The organism is Halopseudomonas salina (assembly GCF_008641105.1).
This window is the reverse complement of sequence record NZ_VTTI01000007.1, coordinates 92,854-117,133: the sequence shown is the minus strand read 5'-3', so window position 1 is coordinate 117,133 and position 24,280 is coordinate 92,854. Positions and strand designations below refer to the sequence as shown.

At 60.6% G+C, this 24,280-nt stretch carries 20 protein-coding genes; 15 read left to right on the top strand and 5 right to left on the bottom strand.

Annotated elements, in window-relative coordinates:
- The first annotated feature begins 4 nt into the window (after positions 1–4).
- Positions 5–412 (top strand): DUF2802 domain-containing protein, encoded by a 408-nt coding sequence (locus tag FZF01_RS12985; RefSeq protein WP_223825513.1) that lies wholly within the window; start codon positions 5–7, stop codon positions 410–412.
- Here the strand turns inward: FZF01_RS12985 and FZF01_RS12980 are convergent, their stop codons facing one another.
- Positions 413–715, bottom strand: coding sequence for an EscU/YscU/HrcU family type III secretion system export apparatus switch protein (locus FZF01_RS12980; protein WP_150278616.1), 303 nt, complete (start codon positions 713–715; stop codon positions 413–415).
- Positions 712–2,484, bottom strand: coding sequence for a flagellar hook-length control protein FliK (locus FZF01_RS12975; protein WP_150278615.1), 1,773 nt, complete (start codon positions 2,482–2,484; stop codon positions 712–714). The genes FZF01_RS12980 and FZF01_RS12975 overlap by 4 nt, the downstream gene beginning before the upstream one ends.
- 199 nt (positions 2,485–2,683) lie before the next feature.
- On the opposite strand from FZF01_RS12975, the gene ccmA reads away from it, so the two are divergent.
- The 9 genes from ccmA to ccmI are packed head-to-tail and all read left to right on the top strand — an operon-like array spanning position 2,684 to position 9,559.
- On the top strand, positions 2,684–3,319 hold the full coding sequence (gene ccmA, locus FZF01_RS12970; protein ID WP_150278614.1) for a cytochrome c biogenesis heme-transporting ATPase CcmA: 636 nt from the start codon (positions 2,684–2,686) through the stop codon (positions 3,317–3,319).
- On the top strand, positions 3,319–3,990 hold the full coding sequence (ccmB, locus tag FZF01_RS12965; protein WP_150278613.1) for a heme exporter protein CcmB: 672 nt from the start codon (positions 3,319–3,321) through the stop codon (positions 3,988–3,990). The genes ccmA and ccmB overlap by 1 nt, the downstream gene beginning before the upstream one ends.
- Positions 3,991–4,009: 19 nt before the next feature.
- Complete coding sequence (locus FZF01_RS12960) at positions 4,010–4,750, top strand: heme ABC transporter permease (protein ID WP_150278612.1); 741 nt, start codon at positions 4,010–4,012, stop codon at positions 4,748–4,750.
- The gene (ccmD, locus tag FZF01_RS12955; protein ID WP_150278611.1) at positions 4,750–4,917 is read left to right on the top strand and encodes a heme exporter protein CcmD; all 168 of its coding nucleotides are present in this window, start codon (positions 4,750–4,752) and stop codon (positions 4,915–4,917) included. Before FZF01_RS12960 ends, ccmD begins: the two co-directional genes overlap by 1 nt.
- The gene (gene ccmE / locus FZF01_RS12950; RefSeq protein ID WP_150278694.1) at positions 4,917–5,378 is read left to right on the top strand and encodes a cytochrome c maturation protein CcmE; all 462 of its coding nucleotides are present in this window, start codon (positions 4,917–4,919) and stop codon (positions 5,376–5,378) included. The genes ccmD and ccmE overlap by 1 nt, the downstream gene beginning before the upstream one ends.
- 9 nt (positions 5,379–5,387) lie before the next feature.
- The gene (locus tag FZF01_RS12945) at positions 5,388–7,355 is read left to right on the top strand and encodes a heme lyase CcmF/NrfE family subunit (protein ID WP_150278610.1); all 1,968 of its coding nucleotides are present in this window, start codon (positions 5,388–5,390) and stop codon (positions 7,353–7,355) included.
- A complete protein-coding gene (locus tag FZF01_RS12940) occupies positions 7,355–7,894 on the top strand; it encodes a DsbE family thiol:disulfide interchange protein (RefSeq protein ID WP_150278609.1) in 540 nt (179 codons plus the stop codon). The genes FZF01_RS12945 and FZF01_RS12940 overlap by 1 nt, the downstream gene beginning before the upstream one ends.
- Complete coding sequence (locus FZF01_RS12935) at positions 7,891–8,367, top strand: cytochrome c-type biogenesis protein (RefSeq protein ID WP_150278608.1); 477 nt, start codon at positions 7,891–7,893, stop codon at positions 8,365–8,367. Before FZF01_RS12940 ends, FZF01_RS12935 begins: the two co-directional genes overlap by 4 nt.
- A complete protein-coding gene (gene ccmI / locus FZF01_RS12930) occupies positions 8,360–9,559 on the top strand; it encodes a c-type cytochrome biogenesis protein CcmI (protein WP_150278607.1) in 1,200 nt (399 codons plus the stop codon). Before FZF01_RS12935 ends, ccmI begins: the two co-directional genes overlap by 8 nt.
- Here ccmI and FZF01_RS12925 read toward each other — a convergent pair.
- Positions 9,556–11,022: an SLC13 family permease gene (locus FZF01_RS12925; RefSeq protein ID WP_150278606.1), complete on the bottom strand. Its 1,467-nt coding sequence runs from the start codon at positions 11,020–11,022 to the stop codon at positions 9,556–9,558. The two genes, ccmI and FZF01_RS12925, sit on opposite strands and share 4 nt — an antisense overlap.
- 25 nt (positions 11,023–11,047) lie before the next feature.
- Positions 11,048–12,361 carry an MFS transporter gene (locus FZF01_RS12920; protein WP_150278605.1) on the bottom strand — a complete coding sequence of 438 codons (1,314 nt, stop codon included), beginning with the start codon at positions 12,359–12,361 and terminating at the stop codon, positions 11,048–11,050.
- A gap of 241 nt (positions 12,362–12,602) precedes the next feature.
- On the opposite strand from FZF01_RS12920, the gene smc reads away from it, so the two are divergent.
- Positions 12,603–16,109 carry a chromosome segregation protein SMC gene (smc, locus tag FZF01_RS12915; protein WP_150278604.1) on the top strand — a complete coding sequence of 1,169 codons (3,507 nt, stop codon included), beginning with the start codon at positions 12,603–12,605 and terminating at the stop codon, positions 16,107–16,109.
- Between the two features lie 94 nt (positions 16,110–16,203).
- A complete protein-coding gene (zipA, locus tag FZF01_RS12910) occupies positions 16,204–17,109 on the top strand; it encodes a cell division protein ZipA (RefSeq protein WP_150278603.1) in 906 nt (301 codons plus the stop codon).
- Here zipA and FZF01_RS19425 read toward each other — a convergent pair.
- A complete protein-coding gene (locus FZF01_RS19425; RefSeq protein WP_188434382.1) occupies positions 17,106–17,267 on the bottom strand; it encodes a hypothetical protein in 162 nt (53 codons plus the stop codon). The two genes, zipA and FZF01_RS19425, sit on opposite strands and share 4 nt — an antisense overlap.
- A gap of 447 nt (positions 17,268–17,714) precedes the next feature.
- Here FZF01_RS19425 and ligA point away from each other — a divergent pair, with 447 nt between their 5' ends.
- From ligA to FZF01_RS12895, 3 genes are all read left to right on the top strand, one after another.
- Complete coding sequence (gene ligA / locus FZF01_RS12905; protein WP_150278602.1) at positions 17,715–20,090, top strand: NAD-dependent DNA ligase LigA; 2,376 nt, start codon at positions 17,715–17,717, stop codon at positions 20,088–20,090.
- A 135-nt stretch (positions 20,091–20,225) separates the two neighbouring features.
- A complete protein-coding gene (locus FZF01_RS12900; RefSeq protein ID WP_150278601.1) occupies positions 20,226–22,223 on the top strand; it encodes a PAS domain S-box protein in 1,998 nt (665 codons plus the stop codon).
- Positions 22,220–24,241 (top strand): ATP-binding protein, encoded by a 2,022-nt coding sequence (locus FZF01_RS12895; protein ID WP_150278600.1) that lies wholly within the window; start codon positions 22,220–22,222, stop codon positions 24,239–24,241. The genes FZF01_RS12900 and FZF01_RS12895 overlap by 4 nt, the downstream gene beginning before the upstream one ends.
- Positions 24,242–24,280: the final 39 nt, after the last annotated feature.

The window sequence follows — 24,280 nt, the reverse complement described above, 5'->3', positions numbered from 1 at the left end:
CGGCATGATCGACACCGGCGCCCTGCTGATGTTGTTAGTGGGACTGGCCCTGGGCGCGCTGGTCGCAGCCCTGGTGGCCCTGTATCTGGCCAACCGGCGTATCGCGCGTCAGCTTCAGACGCTCGAGGAGCGTCAGACCCAGCGTTTGCAGCAACTCAAGAGCGAAGTGAAAACCTTCCAGCAGGGGAGTATCCGTATGGGCGAAGATCTGGTCGCCCTGCGGGATCAATTCAAGCGCCTGGAGGACAAACAGCAGCGGATTGAACAACACGATCCACAGTCGCTACCTTATAACCAGGCCGCCCGGCTGGTCAGTCTCGGGGCCAGCGTCGAAGATCTCACCCAGTCGTGCGGGCTGTCAAAGGCCGAAGCCGAACTGGTGGCCAAGTTGCATGCGGCTCGCAAACCCTGATTATTCAGGGTCCCGATCAAACTGTTCCGGCGCTACAAACCCCTCCGGCGCCTTGCCCTTCAGGTACCAGGCAAAGGCAATGATCTCGGCAATGGTGCGATACAGCGCCTCGGGTATCTGATCGCCCAGTTCCAGGCGTGCCAACACCTTCGCCAGTTCCGCGTTTTCATAGATTGGCACTTCGTACTCCATAGCCAGTTGAATGATCTGCTCGGCCAGATCGCCCTCACCCTTGGCTGTCAGCGTTGGCGCCTGATCGCCGTCGTACACCAGTGCAATCGCTTCGCGGTTCTTGCCCATCATGTCACCTCGTCGATCCAGCGTTGCTGCAGGGCCTGATTGGGTTGCGGCGGCGTGCCCTGATGGCAACTGATTTCGCCTACCTCCAGACCCTTGGCCAGTAAGCGGTCGCGCAGCAATGCCAGCTCACCGTTGAGCAGCGACAGCGTATGGGGCTGTTCAGCCCAGAACTGGGTGTTTACCCGCCCCTTGTACAGCTTGGCGATGGCCTGCAGCGCGCCAAGATGGTCCAGCGTGAAGGCCAGGCGTACTTCCCAGAAGGGCGTCTGCTCTACGGCTTTCTTGCTTGGGGCCTCATCGTCGCGCTGTATTCGTACCTGCACGTGATTGAATTGTTGACCATCGCGCAGGGGGATTTCCAGTTGCCAGGTGGTCTGGGTGCTGCCGTCGGTAAAGGTTTGCGATTGCCCCAGGCTCTGCAGCTGGTGGTGCTGAATACGCGATAGCAGCGCAGCAGTCAGGCGCAGCAGCGAGCCCAGATCCGGTGTTTCTGTCAGTGCCTGCATGGCTCGCGGCGGAAGAGGAAAGCCGCCAGGTGGCGGCCCCATGCCCTGAGCCCAGGGGCCCGGCGGCAGGACCAGGGATTTCAGCGCAGTCGGTGGCAGTTGCTGTTGCACATTGACCAGCAGATTGATCAGTGCGGCTTTAAGATCTGCGCCAGGCAGGGGAGGGGCGCCCGGTGTCACCGGCAGTGCAGCAAGCGCGGATAGTAGCTTGGCCAGAGCGGGTGGCGGCAACGGTGCCGTGCCCGCCGGGCTGGCACCAGCCTCACGTGCTCCGGCGGGCGCCTGTCCGCCCTTGAGCAGATCCGCCAGTTGCGTCAGGTTGGGTTCCAGGAACAGTCCGCTGCGCTGCACTGCCTGCTCGACACCGCTTGGCGTCATCAGCTGCGCCGGGGTAGTCACCTGCTGCAGCACCTGACGCACGGCGCTCTGCACCTGAGTCGCCAGTCTGTCGGCCGCTGCGGTGGTCTGTAATGGCGTACCCGGCGTTGTACTGGTTGCTCCCGGTGCTGGTTTCTGGGTCCCCGGTGCCGTGGCTGGTGTTGTCTGTCCGGCGGCGGCTGTCGCTACGCCGGCCAGCTGCTGCAGGCGATTGAGCAGAGGCTCAGCTGAGCCCTGGCGTTGCAGCGTTTCGCGTAGCCCCTGGGAAAGCACCTGCTGGAGTACCTGGCGGCCCGGATCAGGCACCCGTAGTTCGCCCTGGGCGCCTACACGCGCGGTAAGCAGGCTGCCTGGCTCCAGGGGTTTGTTGGTGGTCAGGCTCAGATTTACGCCACTGTTAGCTCCCTGAAGGACCTTGGCCAATACCGCGAAACGGGTCTGATCTATCTGTTGCTGGCTGACCACCCGGGCCTGTACCGTGGTGCCCGGTGGAAACTGGCCCGGATCGAGCCGCGTCAGGGTTGCTGCAGGGCCCGCAGGGGCCTTGTCGCCTGGCTGCATGATCGCCATCAGCTGGGTCTGGCTGATCGCCTGAATCAGGACCTGAGTGCCGCTGGCAATGGCACGGGGGCTGGTTGCGGCAATGTCGGCACGCTGTCCGCCCTGACTGCTGTTCTGCTGCGCCAGGCGCAGAATCAGATTGAACTGGCCCCCATTTGCGCTACTGCTGACCACCTCCGCACGGCTGGTCTGGCCCGGCGGCAGCAGCAGTGCGTCAATCGGACGCAGCAGCTTCAAGGCAACTGCGGCAGGATCCTGAGGCTTGGCTGCAGGCCCCGTATTTGGCGGCGTAGCAAGTGCTGGCGGTAGTCTGATATCGGATGCCATGGGGTCACATATTGATGTAAATCATGGGCCCCGTGCGGGGGGCGCTATGTATAATGGCGACGAAATGCGAGAGTTGCGCCCAGGGCCCATTGGGCGCTGGTTGCGTACCCGCCTCGTAGGCCTCAATGCAGTATAGCGGCCTGGAGCATACAAACATGAACCCCGTGCGGCGATATCCGCCAGCCTGTGTGGAGAACCGGTGAAATCACAGCCTATCGACATCCGGCATCTGGCCTGCGAGCGCGATCAGCGCGAGCTGTTCGAGAACCTGTCGATCCAACTCGCCCCTGGCGATGTGCTTCAGGTGGCCGGCCCTAACGGGTCCGGCAAAACCAGTCTGCTGCGCATACTGGCCGGCTTGCTGCCAGCTGCGGCTGGCGATGTGTGTTACGACGGGGCATCGGTGTTCAGTGGTACGGGTCGTGATACCTGGCGTAATAACAGGTTGTACATAGGCCACGCACCGGCAGTCAAGGGCGCCCTCACTGCCGAAGAAAACCTCAGTTGGCTCTGCGCCCTCAGCCAGCCGGTATCCCGCGAACAGATCTGGCAGGCCCTGCAGATGGTAGGCCTGCGTGGTTTTGAAGATGTGCCCTGTGATCATCTTTCAGCGGGCCAGCAGCGCCGGGTGGCTCTTGCGAGGCTCTACCTTGAAGCACATCCGGTGTGGATACTCGATGAGCCTTTTACTGCCATCGACCGCAGCGGCGTGGCTGCGCTGGAAGCCCATGTGCTGGCCCATGCTGCCCGGGGCGGCATTGTGGTGCTGACCACCCATCACAGTCTGGAGCATCTTGCCGGCCTGCGTTGTCTGGATCTGGGGCAGGTCGCCTGATGCTGCAGATCATCTGGTTACTCTTTACCCGGGAGTGGCGTCTGGCCTGGCGCCGGCCGGGGCAACTGCTCAATCCACTGGTGTTTTTTGCCATCGTGATCAGCCTGTTTCCGCTGGCGGTGGGACCGGAGCCGGGCATGCTGCGTACCATGGCGCCGGGAGTGATCTGGGTAGCCGCGTTATTGGCTACCTTGCTGTCCCTCGACGGCCTGTTTCGCAGCGACTATGAAGACGGTTCCCTGGAACAGTGGGTGCTTTCACCCCACCCCCTGGCGCTGATGGTGCTGGTCAAGGTACTGCATCACTGGATGGTCTGCGGGCTGGCGCTGGTTGTCCTGTCGCCGCTCTTCGGCCTGATGTTGTCGTTGCCGGCCAAGGTGCTGCCGGTACTGGGCATGAGCCTGCTGCTTGGCACACCCGTGCTCAGTCTGCTCGGTGCAGTCGGAGCGGCGCTGACGGTAGGCCTGAAAAGTGGTGGTGTATTACTGGCCCTGTTGATCCTTCCCCTGTACATTCCGGTGCTGATTCTGGGTACTGGCGCAGTCGAGGCGGCGGTGCAGGGCATGCCGGTAACCGGCTACGCTCTGTGGCTGGGGTGCCTGGCGGTGCTGTCCCTGAGCCTGGCACCTGTTGCAATAGCGGCAGGCTTGCGCATCGGGGTGAGTGAATGACTGGCAAAGAGAGCATGCGATGAACTGGAGTTTTTTCCATAAGCTGGGTTCGCCCAAGTGGTTCTACGATATCAGCGGTCGTTGGCTGCCCTGGTTCTTTGTCGCCAGTATGCTCCTGCTGGGCGTGGGTAGCGTCTGGGGTCTGTTTTTCGCCCCGCAGGATTACCAGCAGGGCAACAGCTTCCGAATTATCTATATTCACGTCCCCGCGGCCTTCGTCGCCCAGTCCTGTTACGTAATGCTTGCGGCCGCCGGCATTGTCACCCTGGTGTGGCGCATGAAACTGGCTGATGTTGCACTGCGTTGCGCGGCCCCTATCGGCGCCTGGATGACCTTCATCGCGTTGGTTACCGGCGCCATCTGGGGCAAACCGACCTGGGGCACCTACTGGGTATGGGATGCGCGCCTGACCTCCATGCTGATCCTGCTGTTTCTGTATTTCGGCATCATCGCCCTGAGCCAGGCGATCAGTAACCGTGATACCTCGGCCAAGGCAACCGCCGTGCTGGCCATCGTTGGCCTGGTCAATATTCCGATCATCAAATACTCGGTGGACTGGTGGAACACCCTGCACCAGCCTGCCACCTTCAAGATTACCGAGAAGCCGGCCATGCCGGTGGAGATGTGGTTACCCCTGTTGCTGATGGTGCTGGGTTTCTATGCCCTGTTCACCGTCAGCCTGTTGATGCGCATGCGCCTGGAAGTCTTGCGTCGTGAGCACAAGACCCGCTGGGTACGCGACGCCCTGGAGAAAACCTGATGAATACTCTGCCCGAACTGCTCGCCATGGATGGCCACGGACCCTACGTCTGGTCCGCCTATGCGATAACATTCGTGGTATTGGCGCTGAACCTGGTGCAGCCCTGGGTTGCACGTCGGCGCCTGATCAATGTCGAAGCGCGGCGCCGGCGCCGGGAGGTAGCGTGATGCACCCCCAGCGCAAGAAACGCCTGATTCTCATCGTGCTGGTCGTACTGGGTGTTGGCATCGCCGTCGGCCTGGCCCTTAGCGCCCTGCAGCAGAATATCAACCTGTTCTACACCCCCAGTCAGATCGCCGGCGGTGAAGCGCCAATGGATGCCCGCATCCGCGCTGGCGGCATGGTGGTAGATGGAAGCGTCAAACGCTCGCCGGACAGCCTGGAAACGCAGTTTGCCGTCAGTGATGGCGACAAACAGATCATTATCGCCTATGACGGGATCCTTCCCGACCTGTTCCGTGAGGGGCAGGGCATCGTTGCGCTGGGACGGCTGGACGAAAATCGCATGCTGATTGCCGACGAGGTGCTGGCCAAGCATGACGAGGAATACATGCCACCGGAAGTGGCCCAGGCGATGGAAAAGGTCAATCAGATGAAACGGGATGCCGATGCGGCAGCCGGTTATTGAGGAGATGAAATGATTCCCGAGCTTGGCCAGGTAGCCTTGATCATTGCGCTGGTACTGTCACTGCTGCAGGCAACCGTGCCGCTGTATGGTGCGTGGCGTGGCGACACCCTGGCGATGGGCTTTGCTCAGCCAGCCGCCATTGCCCAGTGCCTCTTCGTGTTTTTCGCCTTCCTGTGCCTGGTGCAGGCCTTCGTCGGTAATGACTTCAGCGTGACCTACGTCGCCCTGAACTCCAACTCGGCGTTGCCCTGGTACTACCGGGTCAGCGCCGTCTGGGGCGGGCACGAGGGTTCACTGTTGCTCTGGGCACTGATCCTGTCGGCCTGGACCCTGGCCGTGGCAATCTTTTCCCGTGATCTCCCGCCGGAAATGCTCAGCCGCGTGCTTGCCGTCATGGGCATGATTTCCATCGGCTTCCTGTTGTTCATGCTGATGACCTCCAACCCCTTCGACCGGCAGCTGCCGTTCCATCCGGCCGACGGCAACGACCTCAATCCGCTGCTCCAGGACTTCGGTCTGATCGTGCATCCGCCGATGCTCTACATGGGTTATGTGGGATTCTCGGTGGCCTTCGCCTTTGCTATCGCCGCGCTGCTCGGCGGCCGTTTGGATGCGGCCTGGGCACGCTGGTCGCGGCCCTGGACCATCATCGCCTGGGCCTTCCTGACTCTGGGTATCGCCCTGGGCTCCTGGTGGGCCTATTACGAGCTCGGTTGGGGCGGCTGGTGGTTCTGGGATCCGGTGGAGAACGCCTCGTTCATGCCCTGGTTGGTCGGCACCGCCCTGATTCACTCGCTGGCGGTGACTGAAAAGCGCGGTGTATTCAAGAGCTGGACAGTGCTGCTGGCCATCGCGACCTTTTCACTGAGCTTGCTGGGTACCTTCCTGGTGCGTTCCGGCGTACTTACCTCGGTGCACGCCTTTGCCACCGATCCGGAGCGGGGCGTGTTCATCCTCGCCTTCCTGCTGGTAGTCACCGGCGGCTCCCTGGCGCTCTATGCGCTGCGCGCGCCAGTGGTCAAGAGTCAGATCGGGTTCGCCCTCTGGTCGCGGGAAACCTTCCTGTTGATCAATAACGTGATTCTCGTGGTGTCTGCGCTGATGATCCTGCTGGGTACGCTGTATCCCCTGGCCCTGGATGCGATCAGTGGCACCCTGGTCTCGGTCGGCCCTCCATACTTCAACGCGTTGTTCGTACCGCTGATGGCGCTTTTGATGGCGGCAATGGGTGTGGGTATGGTCAGCCGCTGGAAAGATACCCCGGCCCGTTGGCTGTTCGGTCAGTTGAAATGGGTTCTGCTCCTGTCGGCGATCGCTGCCATTGGTCTGGCGATCTGGATAGGCGAGCATCATCTGGCGGTTGGCAGCATGCTGGTGCTGGTGTTCTGGGTGGTAGGCATGAGCATCCGCGATATCATCCACAAGACCCGCAACAAGGGTCTGGTCCGTGGTATGCAGGCGTTGCCTCGCAGTTACTGGGGCATGACCCTGGCGCATATCGGTATGGCGGTGTGTGCGGTGGGCGTGATCGGCGCCAGCCTGTTCGACAGCCAGCGTGATCTGCGCATGGCACCGGGTGATCAGGTAGAGCTCGGCGGTTACCGGTTTGTATTCGAAGGTACCGAGCACTATTCGGGCTCCAACTGGGAGGCCGATCGCGCCACCATGGTGGTGTTTCGCGGCGATCGGCAGATCACCACCCTGCGACCGGACAAGCGTCTGTACACAGTGCAGAACCAGCTCATGACCGAGGCAGCGATTCACCCAGGCCTCACCCGTGACCTGTTCGTGGCCATGGGTGAGCCGCTGGAAGGTGACGCCTGGGCCATGCGCGTGCACATCAAGCCCTTTGTACGCTGGATATGGGGAGGCGCGCTGTTCATGATGTTCGGCGGGTTACTGGCTGCCAGCGACAAACGCTACCGGCTACGGGCTCGCGAGTCCAAGGTCGATGCGGTAGCACGGGAGTCTGTCTGATGAGACGCGCACTGTTATTGCTACCGCTGGCGCTCTTTCTGCTGATGCTGGTCTTCCTGTTTCGGGGGCTCTATCTCGACAATGACGACCTGCCTTCGGTGCTGGTGGGGCAGCGCTTCCCGGTATTCAATCTGCCGTCTGTTGAAGAGGGTGAGCCGGCTATCACCGAGCAGGCGCTGCTCGGCCAGCCATCACTGGTCAACGTCTGGGCGACATGGTGCGTGGCGTGTCGCGTCGAGCATCCGGTGTTGAACAAGCTGGCCGCCGAGGGAGTAGTCATTCACGGCGTCAACTACAAGGACGACACCGAGGCCGCACGTAAATGGCTGCGCGACCTGCATGATCCCTACGAGCTGAATATCAGCGATCCAGAGGGCTTGCTGGGCCTGGATCTGGGCGTATACGGTGCGCCGGAGACCTTCTTTGTCGATGCCCAGGGCATGATCCGTTACAAGTTCATCGGCGTGATAGATGAGCGCATCTGGGAAAGTGATCTGGCCGCGCGCTATCAGGCCCTGGTTGATGAGGCGCAGCCATGATCCGCCTTATCGCCGCACTGGCGCTGGTGCTGGCAAGCTTTGCCAGTGTTGCAGCCATCGACACCTACGAGTTCGACAGTGAAGAGCAGCGTGCGCGCTTCTATTACCTGAGCACCGAGCTGCGTTGCCCCAAGTGCCAGAACCAGAACATCGCCGATTCCAATGCGCCGATTGCCAACGACCTGCGCCGGGAAATCTACCGCATGCTGCAGGAAGACCGCAGCAATGAAGAGATCGTGGATTTCATGGTCGCGCGCTATGGCGAATTCGTTCGCTATCGGCCGGCTCTGACGGCTGAAACGGCCATTCTCTGGTTTGCTCCGGCGGCTTTCCTGCTTGTCGGGCTGCTGGCGCTGGTTTTCATGCTGCGGCGACGTCAGAAAGCCTTCAAGTCTGCCGGTGACGATCATCTGAGCCCCGACGAGCAGCAAAGACTGCAATCCCTGCTGGAGAAGAAAGACCGCAATGACTGATTTCTGGTTCGCAAGTATTGTTCTGGTCGTGCTGGGCATGGTGTCCATTCTCTGGCCCCTGTGGCGCCGCCACCAACACGCGACTGTTGACCGCACCGCGCTGAATGTTGCCCTCTATGAGGAGCGCATCAGGGAGCTGGACGCCCAGGTTGTTGCAGGGGAAATCAGCCCCGATCAACGGGACGCGACGCTCGAAGAGGCCAGTCGTCTGCTGCTCTCTGATACCGATCAGCCCGAGCGGCTTCAGCGCCGTCGTGGGGCGCCCTGGGTGCTGGTGGGCGCTGCCGGTGTGCTGCCGGCGATTGTCGCCGTGCTCTATCTGGCCTGGGGCAATCCCGATGGCCTGGCCCTGTCCAGGGATATGGCCGAGGGCGGCGAACCGGCAAGCCTTGAAGAAATGATCACCCGCATGGAACGCATTACCCAGGTACAGCCGGAAAGCGGTGAAGCCTGGTACATGCTCGGTCGCGCCTATCTGTCTGATCAGCGCCCGGCAGAGGCGGCCCGGGCATTCGATGAAAGTCTTGAACGCCTGGGTGACCGACCAGAGGTGTTGGCTCAGTTGGGCCAGGCGCGTTTCTTCGCCAGTGGCAATCAGCTGGACAGCGCAGCGGTAGCCGCACTGGACAAGGCGCTGGAGCTTGATCCCAATGAGCCCACCGCACTGGGTCTGCTGGGTATTGCCGCCTTCGAAAGCGGCGATTATCCCGGTGCGATCAGCTTCTGGGAACGCCTTTTGGTGGGCATGGCGCCGCAAAGTGCCGGCGCTCAGGCCATACAGGGCGGCATTGCCCGTGCTCGGGAGCGCATGGGCGATTCAGGTGAACCACAGGTTCAGGAGCCGGTTGGCAATGCGGTCATCCGTGTGCGTCTGGAGCTGGCTGATGGCATAGCTGACGAAGTGGGTCCCGAGGCGGTCGTGTTCATCTTTGCCCGCGATGCCCAGGGGCCACCCATGCCGCTGATTGCACGGCGTTTGCAGGTCAGTGATCTGCCGGCGGATATCGTGCTCAGTTCCTCGGACGCCATGTTGCCGGACGTGAAAATTACCGAAGGGCAGACGCTGCAGCTCAACGCCCGTTTATCCCCTACAGGGGATGTGATGCAGGGCACCCATGAAGGGCGTATCGACCAGGTCACGGTCGGTGATGGCCAACAGGCCACCCTGGTGATAGATCAGGCGGTGCCTTAAAGGCCGCCAAAGATCCAGCCCACCAGCGCGTATCCGGCAAAGGTCACAACGATGATGCCGAGCAGGTTGAGCGCAAATCCGGCGCGGATCATATCGCCGATCTGCAGATGGCCACTGCCGAAAACGATCGCGTTGGGCGGCGTGGCCACCGGCATCATGAAGGCGCAACTGGCCGCAATGGCCGCCGGAATGGTGAACAGCAGTGGCGACAGGTCCTGAGCCACGGCCAGCGCGCCCAATAGCGGCAGAAAAGCCGCCGCTGTCGCGGTATTACTGGTCACCTCGGTCAGGAAGATGATCACCGTCACCACCAGGGCCACCATCAGCAGGGCCGGCAGCATACTCAGTACGCCCAGGCTTTCGGCGATCCAGGTGGCCAGCCCGGAGCTGCTGATTGCGCCGGCCAGCGCCAGCCCCCCGCCAAACAGTAACAACACGCCCCATGGCATACCCTGCGCGGTGTCCCAGTCCATCAGAAAGATTTTGGATCGCAGGTCGACCGGGATCAGAAACAGGACGATGGCGGCGGTGATTGCAATGATGGTGTCATTCAGCCAGGGCAACAGGCTGGCGGCGAGCATCGGTTGGCATATCCAGGCGGCAGCCGTGGCAACAAAAACCGTTGCCACGAGCTTTTCCGCACGACTCATGGGCCCCAGAGCCTGTAATTGCTCGCGCAGACCCTCAGCCTTGCGCGCTGCATCATCGCCATCGCCCATGCCATTACGCGTGAGCCAGAACCATATCGCGGCCAGCATGGTCAGCGAGACCGGCACACCCACCAGCATCCATTGCGCAAAACCAATGGTGATTCCCTGGTTCTGCGCCAGATAGGCGGCGAGCAGGGCGTTCGGCGGTGTGCCGATAAGGGTGGCAATACCGCCGACACTGGCCGCATAGGCGATCGCCAGGAGCAGATTCGTGGCAAAACGGCGGACTGCCTCGGGATCGTCGTCAGCCATCATGCTCACTACCGAAAGGCCGATTGGCAGCATCATGATGGTGGTCGCGGTATTACTCACCCACATGCTCAGAAAGGCCGTGGCCACCATGAATCCGCCAATCTGGCGTTTTGGCTGGCTCCCCACCGCCAGCAGGGTTAGCAGCGCAATGCGCTTGTGCAGATTCCAGCGTTGCAGGGCCAGGCCCAGAACAAAGCCGCCCATAAACAGAAAAATGATCGGATTGGCATAGGCTGCCGTCGCCGCAACCACAGTATCCAGCCCCAGAGCGGGGATCAGAATGATCGGAAGCAGGGCTGTGACGGGTATCGCAATGGCTTCGGTTGACCACCAGGTAGCCATGAACAACAACATACCCAACGCCAACCATGCTTCATTCGCCATGCCGCCCGGGGCGGGCAGCAGTACCGTGGCCACCAGCAGCAAAGGCCCCAGAATCAGGCCCGCCAGGCGGGTTATGGGCAGACCGAGGTTAGTATCGCTGGAAGCGGGTGCTGACATGCAGACCCCCTGTAATCAGGTTGATTCAGGACTGAACTTCATCCAGTTTAAGTGACATCAATGCACCACACAGGCCCAGCCCGGACAGCAGCAGTAGCATTCCGCCGGGGCCGATAAGCGCCGTCAACAGGCCGAGGAATCCGGTGCTCAACAGCAGCAGGCCGATCAGGCTGTTACTCAGTGCTACATAATCCGTGCGCTTGTTGCCACCGGCCATATCCAGCACATAGGTCTTGCGGCCTACCCGCACGCCCGCGTGGGCGATACCCAGAACGAAGAACGCAACTGGAAACAGCCAGGCATGCAATGCGGCAGGCAGATTGCCCCACCAGTGCAGGCCCACCACTGGCACGGCAATCAGGCTGGCCAACAGGCCGGCGCGTGTCAGCACCTGCTTGCTCGACAGATCAGCCATGCGCCCCCAGAACATCGCACTCAGGCTGTTAGCCAGCCCGTTGGCGACCAGAAAGGCACCCAGCATACCCAGTGAAGACTCCACCTCCTGTCCTAACACGACGTAGTAGGGGGCAGACAGCGCCGAGCACAGCAGCAGAGCCCGGGTAATCACAAACCGTCTGAACGGGGCGTCGTCGCGCAGCAGGCTGATGCGGCTCACCGCTTCGCTGATGGCATTGGCCCCGCCCTCGGTTGCACCGGGGGTTTCCTCCACCCGTTGATACAGAATGGCGGCGCCCACCCAGAGCATCGCCGCGCCCACCAGCAACAGGGCATAGAACAGCACATCGTCGTCCGCCGGTGGCATCAGCATCATATAAATGCCGAACGCCAGGGCCAGAACGCCTGAGATGGTGGTGGCCATGCCATGCATGCGGCCACGGCGGGTCTTTGGAATAGTCTTGCCCATCACATCCTTGATGGCCACCGAGCAGACACTGCGTGCCAGGCTGAACAGGGCCAGGCAGCCGAGAATCAGCAATCCGGCCAGCAGGCCTTCGGTCAACCAGGCCGCAGCGCCCATTGCCAGCAGGGCAAGGGCCTGCACCAGGCTGCCCGCCACCCAGAGCGGCTTGCGCAATGCCTGGCGGCGTATGAAGGCCGCAATAAACATCTGCGGCAGCATGGAGCCGGATTCGCGGATGGGTACCAGCCAGGCAATAATGGCCGCCGGGGCTCCGACGATACCGACCAGCCAGGCCAGAGTGGTCTTGGGGTTGGTCAGGGTGTCGCCCAGCCCGGTAAGCACGATAGCCGCGACCTGACGGAAGAAGTTGGCCGGCACGTTGCTGCAGGCGGATTCGGGGATATCCTTGCAGACTCGCGTATCCTCTTCCTCTACCAGCTGGTCGTACAGCTGATCCATATCCGGTTGCAGCGCCATGGTCTTATCCGTTTTCGAGTGTCGAGGACGCGATTTTGCAGTACCGGCAATGGCTTGGCCAGTATCAGGCGAGGGGCCCTGTCAGCCAGGTAACAGAGTATTTCAGGGTCAGGGCTTCTCATGGGCGTCCATTGCAGGTAAAAATGCCTGCTTATTATGCGCAAACAGCCAGTCCGGCCGGCCCCGTGAGGGGAGCTGTTGGATTGTGCGGCTTGTGCTGGAGCGTGTAACAGGCGACTGAATGCGACTTAAGTGCATCAAGCTGGCGGGTTTCAAATCCTTTGTAGACCCGACTACCGTTTTCTTCCCGACCAATATGGGCGCCGTGGTCGGGCCGAACGGCTGTGGCAAATCCAATATCATCGATGCCGTGCGCTGGGTAATGGGCGAAAGCTCAGCCAAGAACCTGCGCGGCGAGTCGATGACCGATGTCATCTTCAATGGCTCCAACAGCCGCAAGCCGGTTGGCCAGGCGTCGATCGAACTGATCTTCGACAACACTGACGGCACGCTCAAGGGCGAATACGCCGGTTACAACGAGATCTCCATCCGCCGTCGGGTGACCCGCGAGGCGCAGAATCAGTATTACCTCAACGGCACCAAATGCCGACGTCGCGACATCACCGATATTTTCCTGGGCACCGGTCTGGGCCCGCGCAGCTACTCGATCATCGAGCAGGGCATGATCTCCAAGCTGATCGAGGCCAAGCCCGATGAGCTGCGGCTGTTTATCGAAGAAGCCGCGGGCATCTCCAAATACAAGGAGCGGCGCCGGGAGACCGAAAATCGCATCCGCCGGACCCACGACAACCTGGCGCGCCTGACCGACCTGCGCGAGGAGCTCGAACGCCAACTGGCACATTTGCAGCGCCAGGCCCAGTCGGCTGAAAAGTACAAGGAATTCAAGGCTGAAGAGCGGCAGCTCAAGGCCCAGCTGCAGGCGCTGCGCTGGCAGACCCTGGACGCTCAGACAGCCGAGCGCGAACACCGCGTACGCGACCTGGAAATCGGCATGGAAGCCCTGATTGCCGAACAGCGCAATGCCGACAGCGAGGTCGAGAAGCAGCGCGACCAGCACGCCGATCTGACAGAAACCTTCAATCAGGTGCAGGCCCGGTATTACAGCGTGGGCGCAGACATCAGCCGTATCGAGCAGGTGCTGCAGTTCAACCGTGATCGCCAGCGCCAGTTGCATGACGATATCGACGAAACCGAACTGGCCTGGCAGGAAGCGCAGAGCCACCTCGGGCAGGACCAGGCGCTGCTTGCCGACCTGCAGAACGAACTGGCCGAGGTCGAGCCCGAGCTGGAGATGGCCAGCGCCGCCGACGAAGATACCGCCGAACAATTGCTTACCGCCGAAGAAGCCATGCAGGCCTGGCAGGGCGCCTGGGACCAGTTCAACCAGCAGGCTGCCGCGCCACGACAGCAGGCCGAAGTCGAGCAATCACGGATTCGTCACCTGGAACAGGCCATCGAACGCCTCAGCGAGCGAATCCAGCGTCTTGAGGACGAGCGCAGCGGTCTGACCTCCGGCCCCCTGGACGAAGAGCTGGCGGAGCTGACCGAGCAACTAGCCGAGATGGAGCTGCGCAGCGAAACCGAACAGCAGCAACTGACCGATATCAGCGACAACCTGCAGCAGGAACGCGAAACCCTGCACGCGCTGCACCAGGAACGGGACATCCGCCGTGGTGAAATTCAGCGTCAGAGTGGCCGGCTGGCCTCCCTTGAAGCGCTGCAGCAGGCCGCGCTCGATCAGGGGCAGGGTGTGCAGCAGTGGTTGCGCGAGCAGGGGCTGCAGGATCTGCCGCAGCTCGCGGGCCAGTTGCAGGTCGATAGCGGTTGGGAGCTGGCGGTAGAAACCGTGCTGGCTGATGATCTGCAAGCCGTCAGCCTGGGCAGCCTCGACAGCATGGCGGACAGTCTTGGCGGTTTTGATCAGGGCAGCCTGCGGCTGATCGAAACCGGTACCTCTGCCGGTCAATCGGCTGCAGCAGACAGTGACTCCCTGTACGCTAAGGTCCGCTGCCCGGTCGATCTGTCACCTTGGCTGGCCAATATCCGCACCGCAGACAGCCTTGATCAAGCCCTGGCTGCCCGCGCTCAGCTTGCTGATCATCAGTCCATCATTACCCCTGCCGGTCACTGGTTGGGGCGCAACTGGTTGCGTTATCAGCGTGGTGAAGAAAGTCAGTCCGGCGTGCTTGCCAGGCAGCAGGAGATTGACAGTCTGCAGACCAATGTCGAGGAGCAGGAACAACGCCTCGAGCAGGAGAATCTGCGCGTCGATGAGCTGCGTGAACGCATCCGGTTGCTGGAGCAGCAGCGCGACAGCCTGCAGCAGGGGCTGGCCAGCCAGAGCCGCGAGCAGGGTGATCTCAAGGCCCAGTGGTCGGCGCGCCAGGTGCGGTTGGAGCAGGTCAACGCCCGGCGCCAACGCATAACCGATGATCTGGAGGATATCCGCGCCCAGCGCATCGAGGAGCAGGAACAGATCGGTGAGGCGCGCATGACCCTGCAGGCCGCCCTGGATCATATGGCGGCTGACGCCGGTCAGCGCGAGGAGCTGCTGCGCCAGCGCGATCAGGTACGTGAAAGTCTCGATCAGGCCCGTCAACACGCCCGCCAGCACAAGGACCGGCTGCACCAGCTGGAACTGCGCGTGCAGTCCCTGCGCGCCCAGCATGATTCCACCAGCCAGGGCCTCGAGCGTCTGGGCGTGCAGGTCGAGCGCTTGTCCGAACGCCGCGAGCAGCTGCGCATGACCCTGGAGGAAAGCCAGGCCCCCGAGGACGACCAGCGTATCGAGCTGGAAAGCCTGCTGGAACAGCGCGTGCAGGTGGAGCAGGAGCTGGGCAATGCTCGCCAGGCGCTGGAAAGCGTCGATCAACTGATGCGCGACCAGGACCGCCGCCGCGCCCAGGCCGAACAGCAGGCCCAGGTACTGCGCACGCAGCTGGATGAGCAGCGCCTCGCCGCGCGGGATCTGCAGACGCGCCGCCAGGGTTTGCAGGAGCAGCTGCTCGAAGCGGGTTATGACCTCAAGTCCGTGCTGGACTTGCTGCCAGAAGAGGCCACCGAAGCCGCCTGGGAGCAGCAACTGGCGCAAATGGATGCGCGTATTCAGCGGCTGGGCGCGATCAACCTGGCCGCTATCGACGAGTATCAGCAGCAGTCAGAGCGCAAACGCTACCTGGATGCGCAGAACGCCGATCTGGAAGAGGCGCTGAACACTCTGGAGCAGGTCATCCGCAAGATCGACCGGGAAACCCGCAGCCGCTTCAAGGAAACCTTCGACAAGGTCAACCATGGCCTGCAGTCCCTCTTCCCCAAGGTATTCGGCGGCGGTCACGCCTATCTGGAGCTCACCGGCGACGACCTGCTCGACACCGGCGTGACCATCATGGCCCGCCCGCCCGGCAAGAAGAACAGCACCATCCACCTATTGTCCGGTGGCGAAAAGGCACTGACCGCCATCGCCCTGGTGTTTTCCATCTTCCAGCTCAACCCGGCACCTTTCTGCATGCTCGACGAAGTGGATGCACCCCTGGATGACGCCAACGTCGGGCGTTATGCACGATTAGTTAAAGAGATGTCTAAGCGCGTACAATTCATTTACATTACGCATAACAAGATAGCGATGGAAATGGCTGACCAATTGCTCGGCGTGACAATGCATGAACCCGGTTGTTCCCGGCTTGTCACAGTGGATGTAGAGGAGGCCGCGGCCCTGGCAGCGCTATAATGTTGCGTCGGGGCATGCTAGTGTCAACGGTTAACATGCGGCCAACCGCGTAGTTGGCTCCAGTTCAGAATTAGTAGACAGGATCAGGATATTCATGGATTTCGGTTTGCGTGAGTGGCTTATCATTATTGGCCTTCTGGTGATCGCAGGTATTCTGTTTGATGGCTGGCGGCGTATGGGCGGCCGTTCGCGGATACGCTTCAAGCTTGAACGCAACCTGCAGGATCTTCCGGACGAGCCAGACAGTAACGAGCTGCTGGGCCCGCCAAGGGTGCTGGGCAAACACGAACGTGCCGAGCCCTCCTTCGACGACGATCTGCCCATCCTCCCGGCAGAAGACGAAGTGCGTGAACCCCATAGCCGTCGTCAGCCCGAGCAGGTAGGCCTGGATCTGGAAGAGCCGGTGCCGGTATTGCTTGATCCTCTGGCCGATGGCCGCTCCGTGGAATCCAGCCCCAGGGATGGCCGTCCCACGGACAAAGCCGAGCGCAAGCCATTCAGCCGCTACGAGAAGAAAGCCCCCAAGGTCCAGCCAGCACCAGCCGAGCCTCCCAAGGACCCCGCACCCGTTCAGGAGGTGCTGGTCATTAACGTCGTAGCGCGCGATGAAGAGGGCTTTGCTGGTTCCGCGTTGCACCAGAGTATTCTGGAAAGTGGCCTGCGCCACGGCGACATGAACATCTTCCACCGCCATGAAAGCATGAGCGGCAACGGCGATGTATTGTTCTCCATGGCCAACGCGCTCAAGCCCGGCGTGTTCGATCTGGATGAAATGGACAACACCCGCGTGCGCGCCGTCAGCTTCTTCATGGGCCTACCCGGCCCACGCCACCCCAAGCAGGCCCTCGACCTCATGATCGCCGCCGCCCGCAAGCTCTCCCACGAACTCGGTGGTGACCTGAAAGACGAACAACGCAGCGTGCTGACCGCCCAGACGATTGAACACTACCGCCTGCGCATCGCCGAATTCGAACGCAAGCAGTATTCGGTAAGACGCTAAGCTCCGGGAAGGTCGAGTTCCATCTCGACCAGCGGTGTAGCTTGTACCACCCTGCCGAGGCAGAGCTCGGCCACTCCCAGGGGCCTTCCGGGAGCGTCCAGTTCCATCTCGACCAGCGGTGTAGCTGGTACCACCTTGCCGAGGTGGAACTCGGCCACTCCCAGGGGTGGCTTCCGGGAATGTCGAGTTCCACCTCGACATGCGGTGTGGCTGGTACCACCTTGCCGAGGTGGAACTCGGCCACTCCCAGGGGTGTGCATCCGGGAATGTCGAGTTCCATCTCGACCAGCGGTGTAGTTGGTATCACCTTGCCGAGGTGGAACTCGGCCACTCCCAGGGGTGTGCATCCGGGAATTTCGAGTTCCATCTCGACCAGCGAGCTCAGCAGGCACCCCATGGCCGAGACAGAGCTCGGCCCTCCCGGTACCAGTTGATCCGCAGCTATAAGTTTCGCTCGGGCTCTCTGCTATCGTCATCCTCGCGAACGCGGGGATCCATTTTGGGGTTTGTAAAAGCGGGTTTGTGCATCTTGGTTTCAACGTCCTGCCTGACGTGCCACTCGCCATTGGTTACAATCGCCATTCGTTTCCCGACCGATATCTACCATGACCCAGACCCAGGACCCGGCTGCCCGCGCCATTGAGTTGCGTGAGCAGATTGATCTGCATAACCACCGCTATTACGTGCTCGATGAGCCCTCGATTCCCGATGCGGAATACGATCGGCTGTTCAACGAGCTCAGGGCGATCGAAGAGGCCAGCCCGGACCTGATTACGCCCGACTCACCCACCCAGCGTGTCGGCGGTGCGCCCCTGTCGGCGTTCGGTACGGTGACCCACGAAGTCCCCATGCTCAGCCTGGGCAATGCCTTTGATGAGCAGAGCATGCGCGATTTCGATCGGCGGGTGCGTGAAGGTCTGGATCTGCCCGCCGGGGATCTGTTCGAAGCGGGGCAGGACGTGGAGTACTGCTGTGAGCCCAAGCTCGACGGGCTGGCCGTCAGTCTGCTGTATGAGAACGGACAGTTGGTCAGGGGCGCTACCCGGGGCGATGGCAGTACCGGGGAGGATATCTCCGGTAACGTGCGCACCATCCGCAATGTGCCCCTCAAACTGCGCGGGCAGGGCTGGCCGACATTGCTGGAAGTGCGCGGCGAGGTCTTTATCAGCAAGGCCGGGTTCGAAGCACTCAATGACCGCGCCCGTGAGGCTGGCACCAAGACCTTTGCCAATCCGCGTAACGCCGCGGCTGGTTCATTGCGCCAGCTCGACCCGAGCATCACCCGCTCCCGCCCCCTGGAGTTCTGTTGCTACGGCATCGGTCAGGTGGACGGCGATCTGCCGGACACCCAGGTTGGTATTCTGCACAGCCTGCGTGACTGGGGTTTGAGCATCAGCCGGGAGTTGAAACTGGCTGTGGGTGTCGACCAGTGTCTGGACTATTACCGCGACATCGGTGAGCGCCGTGCGGCCCTGGGTTACGAGATCGACGGCGTCGTCTTCAAGGTCAACCAGCTGGCCTACCAGCGTGAGCTGGGTTTTCGTGCCCGTGAGCCGCGCTGGGCCATAGCGCACAAATTCCCGGCAATGGAAGAGATCACCGAACTCCTTGACGTCGAGTTCCAGGTGGGCCGCACCGGCGCAGTTACCCCGGTGGCGCGTTTACGTCCGGTGCAGGTCGCCGGCGTTACGGTATCCAATGCCTCTTTGCACAATATGGATGAGGTCAAGCGCCTGGGGCTGATGATCGGCGACAGCGTGATCATCCGGCGCGCCGGTGATGTCATCCCGCAGGTAATGCAGGTGGTGGCCGAGCGGCGACCGGCCGATGCCAAACCGGTAGACATTCCCCAGCAATGCCCGGTCTGTGGCGCGGATGTGGAACGTACCCAGCTGGTCAAGCGCACCAGGGGACGAGAAACTGTCAGCGAAGGGGCAGTGTACCGCTGCGTAGGCCGGCTCACCTGTCAGGCCCAGCTCAAGCAGGCAATCATCCACTTCGTATCGCGGCGCGCCCTGGATATCGATGGCCTGGGCGAGAAAATTGTCGAGCAACTGGTGAATACCGGCCTGGTCAGCTCACCCGCCGACCTCTATCTGCTCACCTACGAGCAGGTAATTGCTCTGGAGGGGTTCGCCGAGATCTCCAGCAAAAACCTGCTCGGTGCCATCCAGGACTGTAAGGAGCCCACGCTGGCACGCTTCATCTACGCCCTGGGCATTCCCGATGTGGGTGAGGAAACAGCCAAGCTCCTCGCCCGCTCCCTGGGTTCACTGGCGCGTATCAGCCAGGCGCTGCCCGAAGTGCTGGTATACCTGCCCGATGTCGGAGCTGAAGTGGCCCACGAGATTCACGCGTTCTTTGCCGAGGAGCACAACCAGACCGTCATAGGCCAACTGCTCGAGCGCGGCATCCAGCTGCAGGAGGAGGGCGATCTGAGTCCGGATCTGGCAGCCAGCATCACTCTGGCTGAGTTCATTACCCGGCTGGAGATACCTGGCGTCGCCAAGACCGGTGCCGAGCGCCTGACTGCCAGTTTCAATACCCTGCAGGCGATCATGGATGCCGACTGGCTGGAACTGAAAACGGTAGCGCGCTTTACAGAAAAGGCCCAGTCGGGTCTGCGCGAGTATTTCGCCGACAGTGCAAGACGTGAACACGTCCTCAGGATTGAACAGCAGCTCAAGGATTTCGGTATGCACTGGGACAGCCCCCGTGCCGCTCAGAGCGAAGGGATGCCACTCAGTGGCCAGACCTGGGTGTTGACTGGCACCCTGGAAACCTTCTCCCGGGATGTGGCCAAGGAACACCTGGAAAGCCTGGGCGCCAAGGTCGCCGGTAGCGTGTCAGCGAAAACCCACTGCGTGGTAGCGGGCCCCGGCGCGGGGAGTAAACTGGCCAAGGCGGAGCAATTGAGCGTGCCCGTACTGGATGAGCAGGGCCTTCTGAAACTGCTAGTTAAACACGGGGTCACGCTTTGAGTTTGCAGGCAGATGCCCCGGTGTCCGGTTATCATCACTGTCCGCGACGCAGTTTCCCGTCGTGATCTGGTAAGAGGGCTTCTTTATGCTTAATCTGCTCGAAAGCCACTAATAAATCTTGCCCATGAGGCATAAATGCAGCCACCAGAAAAGCCGGAAAATGAAGCCTCGCGCCTGCAGGCACTGAATGACAGCGGATTGCTGTTTTCTGCAGCTGAGCCCCGGTTTGATCGTATAACCCGTCTGGCGCAGCGCATTTTCGGGGTGGATATCGCTCTCATCTCGCTGGTGGGTGACGACATTCAGTGGTTCAAGTCCCGCCAGGGCCTGGATGCTGCTGAAACTGGCCGTGACGTCTCCTTCTGCGGACATGCCATCCTGCAGAACGAGATCTTTGTGGTGGCCGACGCCACCAAAGACCATCGGTTTTCTGATAATCCTCTGGTACTGGATGCCCCGCAAATCCGGTTTTATGCCGGCGCGCCATTGCAAACTGATCCTGACAATGCGGAGGGGCCGCACAAGATCGGTACGCTGTGTCTGATCCATTCACAGCCCCGGACCCTGTCGAAGGAAGATCTGCAGACGCTCCGCGACCTGGCTGATCTGGTAGAGCTCGAGATTCGTCAGGCGCGCATGAAACGGCAACTGGCGCGTGCGGAAGTGGCGGAAGAACGACTGGCATCGGTCATCGAGGGTACCAATATAGGGACCTGGGAGTGGAACGTACAAACCGGTGAGACGGTATTCAACGAGCGCTGGGCCAACATCGTAGGTCATACCCTCGATGAGTTGGCGCCAATCAGTATCGACACCTGGATGAGTCTGGCGCACCCGGAGGATTTGCCTGCATCCGAGCAGGCGCTGCATGCGCATTTCAGTGGTGAGACCGATTTTTACGATGTGCAATGCCGCATGCGCCACAAGGGCGGTGACTGGGTTTGGGTTCATGATCGGGGCCGACTGATCAGCCGCTCCGCCGACGGCCAACCCCTGTGGATGGCCGGCACCCACGCAGACGTCAGCGCTCAGGTCAACGCACAGATGGCGCTCCGCGAGAATGAAGCGCGGCTGCGTGGTTTGTTCGAGCTCTCTCCGTACGGTATCGCGCTCAATGACTATGAGAACGGTCACTTTCTGGATATTAACGCGGCTTTGTTGGCGCCCACCGGCTATACAAGGGAAGAATTTTGCCAACTGAGTTACTGGGAGATCACACCCCAGGAGTACGCTCCACAGGAGGAGAAGCAGCTTCGCAGTATGCAGGAAACCGGGCGTTACGGGCCCTTCGAAAAGGAATACATCCGTAAGGATGGCAGCCGCTATCCGGTCCTGCTCAATGGCATGGTCGTAAACGATGCCAACGGTCGCAAACTTATCTGGTCAATTGTCGAGGACATTTCAGAACGCAAACGAATGCAGCGCATGAAGGACGAGTTTGTTTCCACGGTCAGCCATGAATTGCGCACACCCCTTACGGCGATTCGCGGCGCACTGGCGTTGGTAACATCGGGTGCGCTGGGTACACTTCCTGCAGATGCCGATGGCATGGTCAAGGTTGCACAGAACAACAGTCAACGGCTCCTGTTTCTTATCAACGATCTGCTGGATATGGAAAAGCTGTTGGTCGGCAAGATGGTTTTTGATCTGCAGTGGCATGCAATCGCGCCCTTGATACAGACATCGCTACAAGAGAATCAGCCCTACGCCAGCCTCTATCAGGTGACATTGAATTTTATCAATCATGTTGACCAGGCGCAGGTCAACGCTGATGCCTCCAGGCTGCAGCAGGTGATGTCCAACCTCCTGTCCAATGCGATCAAGTTTTCTCGCCGCGGATCAGAGGTTTCCGTTAGTACTGACTGGCACGATACGCATATCAGAATCACTGTCTCCGATCAGGGATCGGGTATCGCTTCCGAGTTCCACGACCGCGTCTTCCAGAAGTTTGCTCAGGCGGACTCATCTGATACCCGCAAGCAAGGTGGTACCGGGTTGGGTCTGGCTATCACCCGGGAACTGGTAGAGAGCATGCACGGTAATGTGAGCTTTGAATCCGAAAAGGGAAAGGGAGCCCGTTTTTTTGTTGATCTGCCGGCGCGCAATCTGTCAGACAGGAATGTGGACGAATGACGGCGAAACCGACGAGCGGTCGAGCTTGGCTATTCGGCCTATTCATTGCCGGCCTGTTTGTCGGTTTCCTCGTTTTGATCGAGTACGGATTGCAGACATACAAGGACGCCAGTGCCCGTGAGGACCTCAAGGCCACATTGGCGGAGGCCAACAGGCTTCGAGTTCTGCTGGAGAACGAGGTCAATAGTGCGGCCTTTCTCGCCACCGGAGTGGAATCCTATATTGTGGCGCGCAGGGGTGATCTCGATGCGCTGGAAATTCAGCAAATACTGGCGTTGGTGTTCGAACGCGGTCGGCATTTTCGCAATATCGGGATAGCACCGGACAATCGTATCGCCTGGGTTTTTCCCTTGAAGGGGAACGAGGCTGCAATTGGGTTGAATTATGCGGATATTCCCGGGCAGTGGCCCGCTATCCAGCAAATCATGATGACCCGCGAAGGTCGTCTCAGTGGCCCGATTGATCTGGTTCAGGGTGGGCGCGGTTTTATCTATCGATCCCCCATTTTTATTGACGACACATATTGGGGCCTGCTCAGCACCGTCATTGATGTGGACAGCCTTTTTGATCAACTGTCCGAGGTTGCGGGTGATCTGGCACCGGTGTTGGCGTTGCGCTACATAGATGTAGACGGTGAGCCCGGCGAGGTGTTTTTTGGGGCAGAGAAATACTTTCAGCAACCCCTGGAACTGTTGACCATCATGGTGCCAGGCGCCCAGTGGCAAATGGCTGTTCAGGCACCTGCCAGCTCGCAGAGCCTGATGGGGTGGTACAGGGTTCTGGAGGTCGGGATTGCCCTGTTTCTAGCCATATTGCTTGGACTGCTGGTGCGGCTGGTGTGGCAGCGCAACCTGCTGGCGCAGCTTGACTCAGAGGTTAAGGCGCGCACCGCTGAACTACGCCAAAGTCATGATCTGCTGGATTCCGTGCTGGCTGCTGCGCGGTCATTCGCGATCATAGCGACTGATCCTCAGGGCACTATCATGCTGTTCAACAAGGGCGCCGAGCGGATGCTCGGCTACCAGGCTTCTGAGGTAGTGGGCAAGCACAAACCGGCGATATTCCTGTTGCCCACGGAAATCCGCCAGCGTGTCCGTGCTATGGAACAAGAGCTCGGGCGGCCCCTGGAGGGTGATGAAGTCTTTACCCTGCGCGCCCGACAGGGTATTGAAGAAGTGCTGATGTTGCACTACACCCATCGAAACGGGCAGGTATTACCAGTACAGGTTGTGGTCAGCGCAATCAGAAGTGAGGAAGGTGACATCAGAGGCTATCTGGGCATTGCCGAGGATGTATCCGAACGATTACGCAATGAAACCTTGAAAAATCAGTTTATTTCCACCGTCAGCCACGAGTTGCGTACCCCTCTTACCGCAATAAGTGGTGCCCTTGGGCTGGTCCGGTCTGGCAGCCTTGGTGCTGTTCCGCAGCCCTTGCAGCCGATGCTGGATATCGCCTTCAACAATAATCAACGCCTGATGCAGCTGGTCAATGACCTTCTCGACATAGAAAAACTCATGGCGGGGCGCATGACCCTGTACCCGACCCGCTGCGCCGCTGCCGAGCTGATCCGCGACAGTGTCGAGGATCTGCAGGGGTTGGCCGCCCAGCGGGGCATCGAGCTGGTTTGTCGCCTGGACCCAGACGTCTGGATCCGCGTTGATGCTTCCCGTTTTCAGCAGGTGCTTACCAATCTGCTCAGTAATGCCATCAAGTTTTCTCCGACGGGCGGAAAGGTTGAAATCGTGATGCATGTTTCAACTAGCGACCTGAAAGTGACCGTGAGTGATCAGGGCTCGGGTATTCCGGAAAGCTTTCATCCGCACCTGTTTCAGCGTTTTGCCCAAGCTGATGGCAGTGATAACCGTCGTCAGGCCGGTACGGGTTTGGGCCTGGCCATCAGCAAGGAGTTGACTGAACAGATGGGAGGACAGATCGGTTTTGATCCTGTTGCCGGAGGTGGAAGCTGTTTCTGGCTCCGCTTTTCACGATTAAGGGACTCTGAAACTAATGGATAAAGGCGATCGGACGTACAACAAATGGGTCGCGTTTGTAGC

Coding starts and splice junctions, on each gene's coding strand:
- FZF01_RS12985 (WP_223825513.1), top strand. CDS start 5: ATGATCGACACCGGCGCCCTGCTGATGTTGTTAGTGGGACTGGCCCTG.
- FZF01_RS12980 (WP_150278616.1), bottom strand. CDS start 715: ATGATGGGCAAGAACCGCGAAGCGATTGCACTGGTGTACGACGGCGAT.
- FZF01_RS12975 (WP_150278615.1), bottom strand. CDS start 2,484: ATGGCATCCGATATCAGACTACCGCCAGCACTTGCTACGCCGCCAAAT.
- ccmB (WP_150278613.1), top strand. CDS start 3,319: ATGCTGCAGATCATCTGGTTACTCTTTACCCGGGAGTGGCGTCTGGCC.
- FZF01_RS12960 (WP_150278612.1), top strand. CDS start 4,010: ATGAACTGGAGTTTTTTCCATAAGCTGGGTTCGCCCAAGTGGTTCTAC.
- ccmD (WP_150278611.1), top strand. CDS start 4,750: ATGAATACTCTGCCCGAACTGCTCGCCATGGATGGCCACGGACCCTAC.
- ccmE (WP_150278694.1), top strand. CDS start 4,917: ATGCACCCCCAGCGCAAGAAACGCCTGATTCTCATCGTGCTGGTCGTA.
- FZF01_RS12945 (WP_150278610.1), top strand. CDS start 5,388: ATGATTCCCGAGCTTGGCCAGGTAGCCTTGATCATTGCGCTGGTACTG.
- FZF01_RS12940 (WP_150278609.1), top strand. CDS start 7,355: ATGAGACGCGCACTGTTATTGCTACCGCTGGCGCTCTTTCTGCTGATG.
- FZF01_RS12935 (WP_150278608.1), top strand. CDS start 7,891: ATGATCCGCCTTATCGCCGCACTGGCGCTGGTGCTGGCAAGCTTTGCC.
- ccmI (WP_150278607.1), top strand. CDS start 8,360: ATGACTGATTTCTGGTTCGCAAGTATTGTTCTGGTCGTGCTGGGCATG.
- FZF01_RS12925 (WP_150278606.1), bottom strand. CDS start 11,022: ATGTCAGCACCCGCTTCCAGCGATACTAACCTCGGTCTGCCCATAACC.
- FZF01_RS12920 (WP_150278605.1), bottom strand. CDS start 12,361: ATGGCGCTGCAACCGGATATGGATCAGCTGTACGACCAGCTGGTAGAG.
- smc (WP_150278604.1), top strand. CDS start 12,603: ATGCGACTTAAGTGCATCAAGCTGGCGGGTTTCAAATCCTTTGTAGAC.
- zipA (WP_150278603.1), top strand. CDS start 16,204: ATGGATTTCGGTTTGCGTGAGTGGCTTATCATTATTGGCCTTCTGGTG.
- ligA (WP_150278602.1), top strand. CDS start 17,715: ATGACCCAGACCCAGGACCCGGCTGCCCGCGCCATTGAGTTGCGTGAG.
- FZF01_RS12900 (WP_150278601.1), top strand. CDS start 20,226: ATGCAGCCACCAGAAAAGCCGGAAAATGAAGCCTCGCGCCTGCAGGCA.
- FZF01_RS12895 (WP_150278600.1), top strand. CDS start 22,220: ATGACGGCGAAACCGACGAGCGGTCGAGCTTGGCTATTCGGCCTATTC.